Origin of the sequence: Streptomyces sp. NPDC021622 (genome assembly GCF_040640795.1) — a bacterium.
In the GTDB taxonomy this organism is placed as follows: domain Bacteria; phylum Actinomycetota; class Actinomycetes; order Streptomycetales; family Streptomycetaceae; genus Streptomyces.
In genome coordinates, this window is sequence record NZ_JBFACK010000003.1 from 183,143 (window position 1) to 198,412 (window position 15,270).

Genomic DNA, 15,270 nt, shown 5'->3' on the forward strand with positions numbered 1-15,270 from the left:
CCCCCTGACGTAACCCCTCGTCCGAGCCCGTCCTGCCCAGGGAGTACTCCGTCATGCCCGAAAACCGCCGCGCGACCGCCGTCGCGCTCGCCGTGACCGCCTCCATAGCCCTGCTCGCGACCACCGCCTGTACGGGGCAGAGCAGTTCGGGTGCGGACGACGACGCGTCCAAAGAGACGACGATCAACTTCTGGCACGGCTGGAGCGCGCCGTCCGAGGTGAAGGCCGTCCAGGCGAATGTCGACGCCTTCGAGAAGGCGCACCCCAACATTCACGTCAAGGTCGTCGGGAACATGAACGACGACAAGATCAATCAGGCGTTGCGTGCGGGTGGTTCGAAGGCCCCGGACGTCATCTCCTCCTTCACCACAAACAACGTCGGCAAGTTCTGTTCATCGGGTGCTTGGGTCGATCTCGATCCCTTCTTCAAGAAGGATGAGATCGATCCGGAGAAGACATTTCCGAAGACCATGAACGAGTACACGCAGTTCGAGGGCAACCGCTGCGCCGCCCCGCTCCTCGGCGACGCGTACGGCCTCTACTACAACAAGGACGAGTTCAAGAAGGCCGGCATCAAGAGCCCGCCGAAGACCTGGTCCGAATTCACCTCCGTCGCCAAGAAGTTGACCAAGACGAAGGGTGACTCCTACGAGCAGCTCGGGTTCATGCCGAACTATCACGGCTATGAGACCACCACCGAGCACTACTTCGCGCAGTGGTCCCCCACGTACTTCGACAAGGACGGCAAGTCGAACGTCGCCAAGGATCCGGCCTTCGCCGATGGATTCACGTATCAGAAGAAGCTTGTCGATGAACTCGGCGGCTATCAGAAGCTGGAGAAGTACCGGTCAAGTTTTGGTGACGAGTGGGGGGCCAAGCATCCCTTCCACACCGGGCAGGTGGCCATGCAGATGGACGGTGAGTGGCGGCTCGGGATGGCGAAGGAGGCAAAGGTCGGATTCGACATCGGCGTCGCCCCGCTGCCCGTTCCCGACGACCAGAAGGAGACGTACGGCAAGGGCTACGTCATCGGAACCATCGCCGGTATCGCCGCCACCAGCAAGAAGCAGAACGCCTCGTGGGAGCTGGTCAAATACATGACCACGAACACGGACGCCGTCGTGGACTTCGCCAATGCCATCCACAATGTGCCGTCCACGCACGCAGCCCTGAAGTCGCCGAAGCTGAAGTACGACCCGCGCTTCAAGACGTTCCTGGACATCGCCGAGAACCCGGACTCGACGACCACTCCCGCCTCGATCAACGGGGGCCCCTACCTCGTCTCCGTCCAGAACCTCGGCTTCGACTTCGAGAAGGGCAAGCAGAAGGATCTGAAGGCCGGTCTGAAGAAGACCGCCGACGAGATCGACACGGACATCGAGCAGGCGAAGTAGCCGTCGTCCGATGAGTACGTATACGTTGCGCTCGAAGCGGCGGCGTTCGGCGCTGCGGACCGCCGCCTTCATGTCGCCCTGGTTGATCGGCTTCGCGGTCTTCTTCGCCTATCCGCTGATCTCGACCGTCTATTTCTCGTTCATGCAGTACGACGGCTTCAAGCCGCCGACCTGGACGGGGACGGACAACTGGTCCTATGTCTTCGCGGACTACCCGCTCTTCTGGCCCGCGCTGCGCAACACGCTGTGGCTGGTCGTCGTCATGGTGTCCTGCCGGGTCGTCTTCGGCATCGGGATCGGGCTCCTCATCACCAAGATCAAGACCGGTGCGGGAGTCTTCCGGACTCTCTTCTATCTGCCCTATCTCGCGCCGCCGGTCGCCGCCACCATGGCGTTCGCGTTTCTGCTCAACCCCGGTACGGGGCCGGTCAATTCGCTGCTCGGTGATCTCGGCCTTCCCGCCCCGGGCTGGTTCAACGACGCCGCCTGGTCCAAGCCCGCCCTGACGATGCTCGCCCTGTGGGGCATCGGTGACCTCATGGTCATCTTCATGGCCGCGCTGCTCGACGTGCCGAAGGAGCAGTACGAGGCCGCCGAGCTGGACGGCGCGTCCTCGTGGCAGCGGTTCCGCTTCGTGACGCTGCCGAACATCTCGCCGATCGTGATGTTCGCGGTGGTCACGGGCGTGATCCAGACCATGCAGTACTACACGCAGCCCCTGGTCGCGGGGAAGGTCGCGTCCGGCGTGATCGGCGGCTCCGGGCAGCAGTTCGAGCCCGGCTACCCGGACAAGTCGACGCTGACCCTCCCGCAGCTCGTCTACAACCTCGGCTTCCAGCGCTTCGACTACGGCTCCGCCTGTGTGATCGCGCTCGTGCTCTTCGCCCTGGCCATGGCGTTCACCGCGCTTCTGATGCGGCGGCGCGGCGGCCTCATCCAGGCAGGTGACTGACCATCATGGTCCAACTACTCGAACGTACGTCTGAGTTGAGCGGGGGCGTCACCACTCCCGCTGCCCGCACCGCACGCCGCAAGGCGTTCCTGCACTGGATCGCCGTGCACACGCTCGGCGTCACGGTGGCGCTGTTCTTCCTGCTGCCGTTCGTCTTCCTCTTCCTCACCTCGCTGATGAACGACCAGCAGACGCTCACCCGCGATCTGATCCCGGACACCTGGGAGTGGTCGAACTACAGCAAGGTCTTCGACACCCCGGGCTTTCTGACCTGGTGGCGAAACACCTTGCTGTACGCGGGACTTGGCACCCTCCTGACGGTCGTGTCCTCGCTGCCCGTGGCGTACGCGCTCGCCAAGTTCCGCTTCAGGGGCCGCAATCTCTCCCTGATGCTGGTCATCTCGATGATGATGCTGCCGCCGCAGGTGATCATCATCCCGATGTATCTGTTCTGGGCGAAGCAGCTCGATCTGTCCGGCACGCTGTGGCCGCTGATCATCCCGATGGCGTTCGGCGACGCGTTCTCCATCTTCCTGCTGCGGCAGTTCCTGATGACCATCCCGAACGAGTACGTCGACGCCGCGAAGGTCGACGGCTGCGGAGAGTTCAGGACGCTCATCAGGGTCGTGCTCCCGATGGCCAAGCCCGGCGTCGCCGCCGTCGCCCTGTTCCAGTTCTTCTACGCCTGGAACGACTACTTCGGGCCGCAGATCTACGCGTCCGAGAACCCGGGCGCCTGGACCCTTTCGTACGGCCTGGAATCGTTCAAGGGCGCGCACCACACCGACTGGAATCTGACCATGGCCGCGACCCTGCTGGTCATGGCCCCTGTGATCCTCGTGTTCTTCTTCGCACAGAAGGCGTTCGTCGAGGGTGTCACGCTGACCGGAGTGAAGGGCTGACCATGAAACTCGCCGTGGTGGGCGGAGGATCCACCTACACCCCCGAACTCATCGACGGATTCGCCCGGTTGCGGGACACCCTCCCCATCGAGGAGCTGGTGCTCGTCGACCCGGCGGCCGACCGCCTCGACCTCGTCGGCGGCCTGGCCCGGCGGATCTTCGCCAAGCAGGGCCACCCGGGCCGGATCGTCACCACCGCCGACCTGGACGCCGGTGTGGAGGGCGCCGACGCCGTGCTGCTCCAGCTGCGCGTCGGCGGTCAGGCCGCGCGCAACCAGGACGAGACGTGGCCGCTGGAGTGCGGCTGCGTCGGCCAGGAGACGACGGGCGCGGGCGGCCTGGCGAAGGCGCTGCGGACGGTGCCGGTGGTCCTGGACATCGCCGAGCGCGTACGGCGTACGAATCCGAACGCCTGGATAATCGACTTCACCAACCCGGTGGGCATCGTCACGCGAGCCCTTCTCCAGGCCGGGCACAAGGCGGTCGGCCTGTGCAACGTGGCGATCGGCTTCCAGCGGAAGTTCGCGAAGCTCCTCGACGTGACCCCCGGTGACGTCCATCTGGAGCACGTGGGCCTGAACCACCTCACCTGGGAGACGGCGGTGCGCCTCGGCGGCCCCGAGGGCGAGAACGTGCTCCCCAGGCTGCTCGCCCAGCACGGCGACGCGATCGCGGCGGACCTGCGCCTGCCGCGCCAGATCCTCGACCGGCTCGGCGTCGTCCCCTCCTACTACCTGCGCTACTTCTACGCCCACGACGCGGTCGTACGCGAACTGCGCACCAAGCCGTCGCGGGCCTCCGAAGTCGCCGCGATGGAGAGTGAATTGCTGAAGATGTACGGCGACCCGGCCCTCGACGAGAAGCCGGAGCTGCTCGCCAAGCGGGGCGGGGCCTTCTATTCGGAGGCCGCGGTGGACCTGGCGGCGGCGCTGCTCGCCGGCGGCGGCAGCCCTTACCAGGTGGTGAACACCTACAACCGCGGCACGCTGCCGTTCCTGCCGGACGACGCGGTCATCGAGGTGCAGGCGGCGGTCGGCACGAAGGGCGCCAGGCCGCTCGCCGTGCCCGAACTCGACCCGCTGTACGCGGGGTTGACCGCCAACGTCACCGCGTACGAGGACCTGGCCCTGGAGGCGGCGCTGCGGGGCGGCCGCGACCGTGTCTACCGCGCGCTGCTCGCCCATCCGCTGATCGGCCAGTTCGAGTACGCCGAGCAGCTCACCGATCAGCTGATCGCGCACAACCGGGAGCACCTCGCGTGGGCATGAGCGGTTCCGTATCCGGGTCGGTTCTCGCGATCGACGCGGGCAACAGCAAGACCGACGTCGCGTTGGTCGCCGCGGACGGCACGGTCGTCGCGGCGGCGCGCGGCGGCGGGTTCCAGCCGCCGGCGGTGGGCGTCGAGACGGCCGTGGACGTCCTGGAGTCGGCGGTGCGCGAGGTGTTCGCGGCCGCAGGGGCCGCCGGGGCGGCAGGGGCCTTCGGCGCCGACCATGTCTCGGCGTGCCTGGCCAACGCCGATCTCCCGGTGGAGGAGCAGCAGTTGGCGGCTGCGCTGAACGCGCGCGGCTGGGGCGCGAGCGTGACGGTGCGCAACGACACCTTCGCGATCCTGCGGGCGGGGGTCGCCGAGCCGCGCGGGGTCGCCGTGGTGTGCGGGGCGGGCATCAACTGCGTGGGGATGCGCCCGGACGGCCGGACAGCCCGCTTCCCCGCGATCGGGCGGATCTCCGGTGACTGGGGCGGCGGCTGGGGCCTAGCGGAGGAGGCCCTGTGGCACGCGGCCCGCGCGGAGGACGGGCGCGGCGGCCCCACGTCTCTTGCGCGCACTCTTCCGGCGCACTTCGGACTGCCGTCCATGTACGCGTTGATCGAGGCGCTGCATCTGTCCCGGATCGACGAGCTGCGGCGGCATGAACTGACGCCGGTCCTCTTCGCCACGGCGGCGGAGGGGGACGCGGTGGCGCGGGCCATCGTGGACCGGCTGGCGGAGGAGGTGGTGGCGATGGCGAGCGTCGCCCTGACCCGCCTTGACCTCCTGGAGGAGGAGACGCCGGTCCTGCTCGGCGGCAGCGTGCTGGCCGCGGGCCACCCTCAACTGGACGACGCCGTGCGCGCGTTGCTGGCCACACGCGCCCCGAAGGCGGTCCCTCGAGTGGTGTCCGTACGCCCCGTGCTGGGGGCGGCGCTGCTGGGGCTTGACCATGTGGGGGCTTCGGCGGGGGCGTTGGAGCGGGTACGGGGTTACTACGAGGGTTCTTCTTCCCCAACCCCGCCCCTTCCCGAATCCCCCGGCTCCGCCGGCCACGTGGCTCGGTAAATCACCGGCTCCGCCGAGTTCGTCCTCAAACGCCGGACGGGCTGAAAGGGTGGGCGGGCAGCTGCGGGCAATCGGGTGGGTGGGCGGGAAAGGATCCGCCGTGAAGCGGCGGGCTCGAGCGGGGTCTGGGGCGCAGCCCCGGTACAGAGCCACATGCAGGGTCCGGGGCGGAGCCCCGCTTTCAGGAAGGGGCGGGGTTGGGGAAGAAACCCCGGGGGAACGAATCACCGCCCCGGCTCCTCTGCAGGGTGTCCGTCACTCATGACGCACCGCCCACCCCCGCAGGAGGCCCCCATGCCACGCCACCCCGCAGCCACCCTCATCGCCGCCGTCCTCACCGCCGACGCCCTCCTCCACCTCTACTGGGCCACCGGCCAGACCTGGCCTGCGGCAAGCGAGCAGTCACTGTCGTACGCGGTGCTCGGCGCCGACGTCCCCTTCACCCCGCCCGTCCTGATCCCCCTCGCCACCCTCCTGCTCACCGCCTCGGCCCTCGTCCTGGCGGGAAGCCGCCTCGGCACCCTCGCCGTCGCCGCGGGGCTCTCCCTGCGGACGCTCGCAGGCGTGTACTGGCTCTTCGCCAAGGAGACGGACACCGCCTTCTACTGGCTGAACCTGGGCCTCTACACACCGCTCTGCGCCATCCTGTGCGCGGCGGCCATGCGCGTCGCCCGCAGGGAGGAAGCCGTACGTGTCCGATGAGGAGACAGCCCGCCTGGTCCGCGCGGCGCAACGCGGCGACACCCTCGCCATGGCGAGTCTGCTCGACCAACTCACCCCCTACGTAGGCCGCATCTGCGGCCCCATCGCCCTGGAGCAGAGCCCGGACGCCGCCCAGGAGGCCTTGGTCGCCGTGTTCCGCGCCCTGCGCACCCTGAAGGAGCCGGCCGCCCTGCACGGCTGGGTGCGGGCCATCGCCGTACGCGAGGCGGTCCGCCTGGCCAAGCGGGCGGCCCGCGCCGTACCCGCCGACCTCAGCACGCTCCCCGCACGCGGTGACCCCCAACTCGCCGCCGACATACGGGACGTACTGGACCGGCTCTCCCCCGAGCACCGCGCGGTGCTCGTCCTGCGCGACGTGGAGGGCCTGGACGAACGCGCCGCCGCCGAGCTGCTCGGCATCCGCGTCGGCACCGTCAAGTCCCGGTTGCACCGGGCGCGCGACACCTTCCGGAAGGCGTGGACTTCATGACGAACCATCAGCCGGACCGAGGTTGGCCCGCCGCCGACCTGGACAACGTACGCAGCCTGCACGTCCTCGCCGCCGGCATCCGCAACGCCCACGTCACCGAGGGGTACCTCGATGTCCCGTACGACCGGATTCAGGCCCATCTCGCCGACCTGGAAGGCGATTTCGGCCGGATCGTCCCGGACATGCGGCAGCTGCGCGTCCTGCGTGCGGACGGTGAGCACATCGAGGCCCTGGCCCGCAGCCGCTACGGCATGCGCGCCCTGCTGCGCGGCGTGCGCCGCCCCGGCTGGTGCTGGCTGCAGAGCCGGTTCCTGCTGATCGGTGTGGCGGCGGCGCCCGAAGGGGCGGGCACGCGGGTCGCGTTCACGGGCGGCGTACGGATTCCGGGGCGCGCCGCGCTCGTGCCCATCGGGGTGCGGCGCGAGGGACGTGGGAGCCTGGAGCGGCTGAGCACATTGGCAGGGCCGGGAACCGAACTGTTCTGAATCGCGTATTCAAGGGCAGGGGTGGTGCGCGATCTTCGCGTTGTTCAAGGGGCGGTCGTCCGGGCAGGCTGATCCGCACAAGATCCAGTCAAGGCCTGTGCGGATGTCAGTCCCTGCGGCAATACTTGCGGCCGTGCACTTCCTCCCGCGCCGCGCACGGCGGGCGGAGGTGACCGTCCGATGACCGAGGGGGAGGTCGAGGTCAAGGTGACATACCCGCCGAACGGCAGCGCCGCGCCGCCAGGACAGGCAGCGCCGACGATGCCCGCCGTCCCGCCTCAAGCGGGCTCCGCGCAAGCTGTGCCTGCCGCGCAGACGACGGCTCCCGCGCCCCCGCGCAGGCCCGCGTGGGTCGAGGGCCGGGACCGGCTGCGCGCCGCCGCGACGACGGAGCCCGGCAAGCTGCGCATCATCGGCGCCGTGCTCGCGCTGCTCGTCGTGGCGTTCGGCGCGGTCACCACCTGGCAGATGACCAGCCGTTCGGACGCCGCGAACAGCGTGCTCAACCGCAGCCAGCCGCTGAGCGCCGACGCCGCCGCCATCTACCGCTCCCTCGCGGACGCCAACACGGCGGCCTCCAGCGGCTTCCTGGCGGGCGGCCAGGAGCCGGCCGACGTCCGCGACCGGTACAACCGCGACATCAAGAGCGCCTCCGAGAAGCTGGCGACCGCCGCGTCGAACGCGGGCGCCGGCTCATCGGCGGCGACTTCGGTGAGCGAGCTGAACAAGCTGCTCCCGGAGTACACCGGCCTGATCGAGCGCGCCCGCGCGAGCAACCGCCAGGGCCTCCCGCTCGGCGGCGCCTACCTGCGGTACGCGAACGACAAGATGCAGAAGCAGATGCTCCCGGCCGCGGAGAAGCTCTACACCGCGGAGAACCAGCGGCTGAGCGCCGACTACGACGACGCGAAGCCCTACCCCTGGTTCGCCATCGCCCTCGGTCTGCTCGCGCTCGCCGCACTCGTCTGGGCCCAGCGGCGCAACTATCAGCGGACGAACAGGGTGTTCAACCACGGCCTGGTCGCCGCGACGGCCGCATCCGCTGTCGTGCTGCTCTGGCTCGTCGCCGGGCACACCTTCGCGCGGTCGGGGCTCAGCGATTCGTACGACCACGGCGTGAAGTCCCTGAACGTCCTGAACGACGCCCGCATCGACTCGCTCAAGGCCCGCGGCAACGAAAACCTGACGCTGGTCAGCCGGGGCGCCGAGACCGTCGAGGTCGGCACGGGCGACGACGCGGAGATCAAGGACAAGTTCGACGTCGACTACCAGGCGTCGATGAAGCGGCTCGGCAGCGCCGAGACCGGCCTGCTCGGCAAGGCCGTGGCCATCGCCGACGACGACGCGGGCAAGAACCCCGTCAAGGACGCCGCGAAGAACGTGTCGGTCTGGAAGGACCGCCACAAGACCGCGCGGGACATCGACGACGCGGGCAACTACAAGGGCGCGCTCGACAAGATCGTCGGCGACAAGAAGGACGAGCCGACGGGCGAGTGCTTCGACAACGTCGACGACGCGCTCGAGGTCGCGCTCGCGCACGAGCAGCGCGAGTTCAAGCAGGCGGCCGATGACGGCAAGAGCGCGATGGCGGGCCTTCCGGTGGGTGCCGCCGTGCTCGCGGTGCTCGCGGCGGCCGGTGCCGTCCTCGGCATCGGGCGCAGGCTGTCGGAGTACCGGTGAGAGGGGGCGAGCGGACGATGCGTACGCGAGGACTTGCGAGGCTGCGCGGCTGGGGCGGAGCTGCCGCCATGGCGGTGGCCTGTGCCCTCACGGGCTCCCTCGTCCTTGTGCTGCCCGAGGCGGGCGGCGCGGCCGGGGACGGCGACGACGGTGCGGGCCGCGCGGGCCAGGGCTCGTCGGCGGCCGCTCCCGCGCGTGCCGAGGAGTGCGAGAAGCCGGAGGCCAGCCTGTCGCCGGACGACAAGGACGGCCCGACGATCGACGCGATCCGGGCCCGCAAGGTCAAGAAACTGATCATCGGCGTCGACCAGAACAGCTACCGCTGGGGCTATCGCGACCCGAACAAGAAGACGGCGACGCTCGAAGGCTTCGACATCGACCTGGCGCACAAGATCGCCGAGGAGATCCTCGGCGACCGCGACGCCGTCCTGTTCCGCGCCATCCCGACCAACCAGCGTGTCAAGGCGATCCAGAGCGGCCAGGTCGACATGGTCGTACGGACGATGACGATCACCTGCGAGCGCGAGAAGGAAGTGGCGTTCTCCACCGCCTACTTCAAGACCGGCCAGCAGGTCCTCGCCCCCAAGTCCTCGGACATCACCGGGTTCGACGACTCGCTGGACGGCAAGAGGGTCTGCTCCGCGAAGGGTTCCACGGCGCTCACCAAGCTGGAGGAGCTCAAGAAGAAGGGCCTCGATGCCGACATCGGGACTACGGTTCCCAACCAACTCGACTGTCTGGTACGGCTCCAGCTCGGTGAGGTGGACGCCGTCGTGACGGACAGCGCGCTCGCCGCGAGCCAGGCCGCCCAGGACCCGACGGTCGAGCTGAAGGGCGACGCGCCGCTCAACACGGAGTACTACGGCGTGGCGATGAAGAAGCCGGAGAAGGGCGCGGACGACTTGGTGCGGAGGGTCAACCAGATCCTGGTGGACTACCGCAAGAGCGGCTGGCAGAAGTCGTACGACAACTGGCTCAAGCCGGCGCTCGGCGAATCGGCGGGACCGCCCGCACCGACGTACACCGACTGACCCCCAAGTGCACGGCAACGCAGAGCGGAGAGGTGATCGATGAGCGTCGCGGGACCCCCCGGTCCTGTGATGGACCGGGACGAGGTGGACCGTGCGCTGGCGCGGCTCGACGCCGAGCACGAGGCGATCGAGACCTCGCTCCTCGCCCTGCAGGATCACGCGGGCCGCCGCCTCCTGGAGGGTGCGGGCCTGACCGGCACCACCCAGGAGCGCTGGACGGCCACAGAGCGGCAGATCACCCTGCTCTGGGCGTACTTCGACGCGTACGCGGGTGCGCTGCGCACCGCCCGCGACATCCGGGCCCGCAGACGCTGGCCCAACCGTGACGACCTGACGGAGCTCACCGAGCTGCTGCGCGGGGAGAGCGTCACGGTCGCCGGCGGCGCCGCCCCCGCGCCGTCGTCGATCACCGGGCCCGCCAAACTGACCGAACGTTTCACGCTCAGCGACCTGGTCGCCCGGATGAACGACCTGTACGCGCACTCGCTCGACATGGTCGTCGCCGCCGACGCGGTGTGGTCCGCGCTGCCCGCCCGGATCGACCTCCTGGCGGCGGAGCTGCAGCGCACCCGCCAGCTCGCGCACTCCGTGGGCGTACGGCCCGGCGAGCATCCCGCGGGCGACGACCTGGAGCGGATCACCGCCGAGCTGACGCTTCTTCGCGAGCAGGTGGTGACCGATCCGCTGGCCTTCTGGCAGCCCGCGACGGGCAGTTCGGCCCCCGGCGGCGGCCGCCCGCACACCGAGCGGTACGACCGCGAGGCGCGCGCCCTGGAGGACGTACGCCGGGAGATCGACGCGGTGCTCACCGTCCGGCAGGACGCGGAGCTGCGGCTCGGCAGGCTGCGCGACGTGCTCTCCCGCGCGGACCGCACGCTCGCCGAGGCCCGGTCCGCGCGCGGGGAGGTCCTCGCCAAGATCGCCGCCTCCGAAGTGCCCGCCGTGAGCGGCCCGCCGACGGTGCTGCAGGAGCAGCTGGCCATGGCGTCCGACTACCGCAGGCACGCCCAGTGGCACCGGCTCTCCCCGCTCCTGGAATCCCTTGAGCAGAAGGCCGAGGACGAACTGCTGCGCGCCCGCGAGTCGTTGACGGCCGTCACCCAGCCCCTCGCGGTCCGCGCCGAGCTGCGCGGCCGCCTCGACGCCTACAAGGCGAAGGTCGCCCGGCTCGGCCACGCGGAGGACCCGCTGCTCGTCGAGCGGTACGACGCGGCGCGCCGGATGCTGTGGAGCGCGCCCTGTGATCTGCGCGTGGCCGAGCAGGCGGTCCTGCGCTATCAGCAGGCGGCCGCCGAAGTCCTTGCACCGAGGGTCCCGCAACAGGGCGGTCCCACCGACCGGAGGGGGGAAGCATGAGTGAGCAGCGGAAGTGCCAGCGACCCGGATGCACAGGGTCGTACGAGGACGTGGGCGGCGGCGAGCTGTACTGCGACACCTGTGGCCTGGCCCCGGTCGTCTCGCCGACCGGCATGGTGTCGTCGCCCCCGACCGGCATCACGGGCGGCGGCAAGGGCTCCAACAGCAGTAGTTCCAGGTCGAGTTCGCGTGCCTCGTCACGTGCCTCGTCGCGCTCCCAGTCCTCGCGCCGTTCGGTTTCGGGGCGGCTCTCGCGCTCCCTGTCCGGCAGTACGGCGTCGTCGCGTTCGGTCTCGGTGCGCAGCTCGGGATCGGCGGCCGGTTCGTCCGGGCGCAGCAGGCTGGGCGTCGGCCTGGTGCAGGTGCCGGAGGTGCCGCGCCCCGACCCGCGCCAGGCGGTGCAGGAGAACCCCGAGGTGCCCGAGCGGAAGCGGTTCTGCTCGCGCTCGGACTGCGGGGCGCCGGTGGGCCGCGCCCGTGGTGACCGGCCGGGCCGCACGGAGGGGTTCTGCACCAAGTGCGGCCACCCGTACTCGTTCGTGCCGAAGCTGAACCAGGGCGACATCGTGCACGGTCAGTACGAGGTCGTGGGCTGTCTGGCGCACGGCGGCCTCGGCTGGGTCTATCTCGCCATCGACCGCGCGGTCTCCGACCGCTGGGTGGTCCTCAAGGGCCTGCTCGACACGGGCGACCAGGACGCGATGGCCGCCGCGATCTCCGAGCGCCGCTTCCTCGCCGAGATCGAGCACAGCAACATCGTCCGCATCTACAACTTCGTCGAGCACCTCGACCAGCGCACGGGCTCCATGGACGGCTACATCGTCATGGAGTACGTCGGCGGAAAGTCCCTGAAGGAGATCGCCAACGGCCGCCGCACGGCGGACGGGAAGCGCGATCCGCTGCCGGTGGAGCAGGCCTGCGCGTTCGGCATCGAGGCTCTCGAGGCGCTCGGGCATCTGCACAGCCGCAATCTTCTGTACTGCGACTTCAAGGTCGACAACGCGATCCAGACCGAGGACCAGCTCAAGCTGATCGACATGGGCGCGGTCCGCCGGATGGACGACGAGGAATCGGCTATCTACGGCACGGTCGGCTATCAGGGCCCCGAAGTCGCGGAGGCGGGGCCCTCGGTGGCCTCGGACCTCTACACGGTGGCGCGCACCCTCGCGGTACTCACCTTCGACTTCCAGGGCTATACGAACGTGTTCGTCGACTCCCTGCCGGACCCCGACAACATCGAGGTCTTCCGCAAGTACGAGTCCTTCTACCGGCTGTTGGTGCGCGCCACCGACCCCGACCCGGCCCGCAGGTTCGCCTCCGCGCAGGAGATGGCGGAGCAGCTCACGGGCGTCCTGCGGGAGGTCGTCGCGCTGCAGACGGGGCGGCCCAGGCCCGCGCTCTCCACGCTGTTCGGGCCCGAAGTCAAGGTCACGGACACGGAGTTGTTCGCCGAGCTCACCGGGGACGTGTCGAGCCTGGGGGCGCGTGCGCTGCCCACCGGGCGCCGCGAGCTCACCGCCGGCAACGGCGGTCCGCCGCCGGTCCCGTCCGCGCCGCCCGCCCGCATCGTCCGCCACCTCGACGCGCCCGCGACGTCGCTCGCCCTTCCGGTGCCCCGCGTCGACCCGAACGACCCGAACGCCGGCTTCCTCGCCGGGCTCATGGCCTCCGCGCCCGCCGAGCTGATCACCGCGCTGCGTGCGGCGCCCGCCGACTCGGTGGAGCTGCGGCTGCGCGGCCTGCGCGCCCGGCTCTCCATGGGTGAACCGGACTCGGCCGCCCAGGCGTTGGCGGAGCTCGAGGTGCAGCATCCGGACGACTGGCGGGTGGTCTGGTACCGGGGCATCGCCGCACTGACGACCGGTGACCACGAGACGGCGGCGCTGTCCTTCGACGCCGTGTACGACGCGTTCCCCGGCGAGCCCGCGCCCAAGCTGGCCCTGGGCGTCTGCGCGGAGGTCCTTGGCCAGCTGGACAACGCGGCCGAGTACTACCGCCTGGTGTGGACCACCGACCCGAGCTATGTCAGCGCGGCGTTCGGCCTGGCCCGCGTGCAGCTCGCGGCGGGCGACCGGCGGGGCGCCGTGAGCACCCTGGAGTCGGTGCCGGAGGCCTCGATCCACTACACGGCGGCCCGGGTGGCCGCGGTCAGGGCGCGGCTGCGGCAGCGTCTCGCGCAGGACACCGCGCCGCCGCCCGGCGGCGCCCTGCTCGACTTCCTTGACGACCTGACGGCGGCCGCGGGGCAGGTGGAGGCCCTTGCGGGCTTCGGCCTCGACGCGGTGCGCAGGGAGCGTCTGTCGACCGAGGTCCTCGGCACGGCGCTGGACTGGGTACTCTCCGGTAGTCACTCTGGTCACGCCGCGCCGCCAACGGCGTCGTCGGGCTCGCGGACCGTGCTCCTTGGCAGCGACCTGGACGAGCGCGGACTCCGCTTCGGCCTCGAGCGCTCGTACCGAACGCTTGCCCGGCTCGCCCAGGGTGGCGAGGAGAGGATCGAACTGGTGGAACGGGCCAACCGATTCCGCCCCCGGACGTGGGTGTGAAGATGTCGCAGATGCACCAGCAGACTGCCGGGGCCGCCGGTTCCACGTGCCCCGGCTGCGAAGAACCGCTGGAGGCGGGTGACCTCTTCTGCGGCGCCTGCGGGTACGACCTGTCGGCGCAGCCGGTGGGCGCGGCCGACGGCGGCGACCATCCCACGATCGCGATCAACGGCGCGGCGCCAGAAGCACCGCCGGCACCCCGGGCGTCCGACGCCTCGTCCGCGGACTGGCCCGTCGCCCCGGACGTGGACAGCTCCGACATGCCGGTGCCCGCGCACCTGCCGACCGATCTGCCGGGCACGGACTCGGCGGGTGCGGAGCTCTCGGTGGACGCGCAGGTCGCCCGCGCCGAGCGCCCCGCCGAGCCGGACGAGTACCCGCTGCCCGCGCCGGGAGCCCGCCCGGAGCCGGAGCCCGCCGATCCCCGTACGGCGCTGCCGGAGCCGACGCCGCCGGCCGGCACCAAGCTCTGCGTGGCCTGCCGTTCGGGCCGCGTCGACCCGGACGGCTACTGCGAGAACTGCGGGCACGCCCAGCCCCGCGAGCGCGACCACATGGAGCAGGAGCTGGGCGCGGTCGCCGCGGTCAGCGACCGCGGTCTGCGCCACCACCGCAACGAGGACGCGTTCGCGATCTCGTCGGCCGCGCTGCCGGACGGTTCGCCCGCCGTCGTCGCGATCGTCTGCGACGGCGTCTCATCGGCGACCCGCCCCGACGAGGCCTCGCTCGCCGCGTCGCGCGCGGCCAACGAGTCGCTGCTCGACGCGCTGCCGCGCGGCACGCATCCGCAGCAGGCCATGCACGACGCGATCCTCTCGGCGTCCGACGCGGTCAACGCCCTTGCGGCGGAGCCCACTCAGGCCAGGGAGCACGCCCCGCACCAGAACGCGCCCGCGTGCACCCTCGTCGGCTCGATCGTCGCCGGCGGCCTGCTGGTCGTCGGCTGGGTCGGCGACAGCCGTGCCTACTGGGTCCCCGACGACCGCAGCGGCCCGACCGTCCGCCTCACCGAGGACGACTCGTGGGCCGCGCAGATGGTGGCCGCGGGTCTGATGAACGAGGCGGAGGCGTACGCCGACGAGCGCGCGCACGCCATCACGGGCTGGCTCGGCGCCGATGCGTACGAACTGGAGCCGCACACCGCTTCCTTCAAGCCGGACCGTGCGGGTGTAGTGGTGGTGTGCACGGACGGACTGTGGAACTACGCGGAGGGTGTGGAGGAGATGGCACGTGCCGTACCCGCCGATTCCGCCGAACGGCCGCTGCACAGCGCCCAGGTCCTGGTCGGTCACGCACTGGACGGCGGGGGCCACGACAACGTAACAGTGGCCATTCTGCCGTTCCGTGTCATGCCGCAAGGGGCAGGATCGGCCTAGAGGAGGCCCCTGCAACGGGCCTCGGGGCACACGCAC

General features: G+C 70.4%; 13 protein-coding genes. All 13 read left to right on the plus strand.

Translation table 11 applies throughout. The annotated features are described in order from the left end of the window. Positions 1–53: 53 nt before the first annotated feature. The 13 genes from AB0G47_RS08260 (at position 54) to AB0G47_RS08320 (ending at position 15,234) form a co-directional block, all read left to right on the plus strand. Positions 54–1,394, plus strand: a complete 1,341-nt coding sequence (locus AB0G47_RS08260; protein WP_360765497.1) for an ABC transporter substrate-binding protein — start codon at positions 54–56, stop codon at positions 1,392–1,394. 10 nt (positions 1,395–1,404) lie between these two features. Then, positions 1,405–2,346 (plus strand): sugar ABC transporter permease, encoded by a 942-nt coding sequence (locus tag AB0G47_RS08265; RefSeq protein WP_360765500.1) that lies wholly within the window; start codon positions 1,405–1,407, stop codon positions 2,344–2,346. 5 nt (positions 2,347–2,351) lie between these two features. After that, a complete protein-coding gene (locus AB0G47_RS08270; RefSeq protein WP_360765502.1) occupies positions 2,352–3,248 on the plus strand; it encodes a carbohydrate ABC transporter permease in 897 nt (298 codons plus the stop codon). A gap of 2 nt (positions 3,249–3,250) precedes the next feature. Beyond that, positions 3,251–4,516 (plus strand): 6-phospho-beta-glucosidase, encoded by a 1,266-nt coding sequence (locus tag AB0G47_RS08275; protein ID WP_360765505.1) that lies wholly within the window; start codon positions 3,251–3,253, stop codon positions 4,514–4,516. Continuing rightward, complete coding sequence (locus tag AB0G47_RS08280) at positions 4,513–5,568, plus strand: BadF/BadG/BcrA/BcrD ATPase family protein (RefSeq protein WP_360765508.1); 1,056 nt, start codon at positions 4,513–4,515, stop codon at positions 5,566–5,568. The genes AB0G47_RS08275 and AB0G47_RS08280 overlap by 4 nt, the downstream gene beginning before the upstream one ends. Positions 5,569–5,862: 294 nt before the next feature. After that, positions 5,863–6,270 (plus strand): DUF3995 domain-containing protein, encoded by a 408-nt coding sequence (locus AB0G47_RS08285; RefSeq protein ID WP_360765510.1) that lies wholly within the window; start codon positions 5,863–5,865, stop codon positions 6,268–6,270. A 49-nt stretch (positions 6,271–6,319) separates the two neighbouring features. Then, positions 6,320–6,760, plus strand: coding sequence for a sigma-70 family RNA polymerase sigma factor (locus AB0G47_RS08290; protein WP_360766537.1), 441 nt, complete (start codon positions 6,320–6,322; stop codon positions 6,758–6,760). Next, a complete protein-coding gene (locus AB0G47_RS08295) occupies positions 6,757–7,245 on the plus strand; it encodes a hypothetical protein (protein ID WP_360765513.1) in 489 nt (162 codons plus the stop codon). Before AB0G47_RS08290 ends, AB0G47_RS08295 begins: the two co-directional genes overlap by 4 nt. A 180-nt stretch (positions 7,246–7,425) precedes the next feature. Beyond that, positions 7,426–8,925, plus strand: coding sequence for a hypothetical protein (locus tag AB0G47_RS08300; RefSeq protein WP_360765516.1), 1,500 nt, complete (start codon positions 7,426–7,428; stop codon positions 8,923–8,925). Between the two features lie 17 nt (positions 8,926–8,942). Further along, a complete protein-coding gene (locus AB0G47_RS08305; protein WP_360765519.1) occupies positions 8,943–9,956 on the plus strand; it encodes a glutamate ABC transporter substrate-binding protein in 1,014 nt (337 codons plus the stop codon). A 39-nt stretch (positions 9,957–9,995) separates the two neighbouring features. Beyond that, a complete protein-coding gene (locus AB0G47_RS08310) occupies positions 9,996–11,312 on the plus strand; it encodes a hypothetical protein (protein ID WP_360765522.1) in 1,317 nt (438 codons plus the stop codon). Then, the gene (locus AB0G47_RS08315) at positions 11,309–13,858 is read left to right on the plus strand and encodes a tetratricopeptide repeat protein (RefSeq protein ID WP_360765524.1); all 2,550 of its coding nucleotides are present in this window, start codon (positions 11,309–11,311) and stop codon (positions 13,856–13,858) included. Before AB0G47_RS08310 ends, AB0G47_RS08315 begins: the two co-directional genes overlap by 4 nt. A gap of 2 nt (positions 13,859–13,860) precedes the next feature. Beyond that, a complete protein-coding gene (locus tag AB0G47_RS08320) occupies positions 13,861–15,234 on the plus strand; it encodes a protein phosphatase 2C domain-containing protein (protein ID WP_360765526.1) in 1,374 nt (457 codons plus the stop codon). Positions 15,235–15,270: the final 36 nt, after the last annotated feature.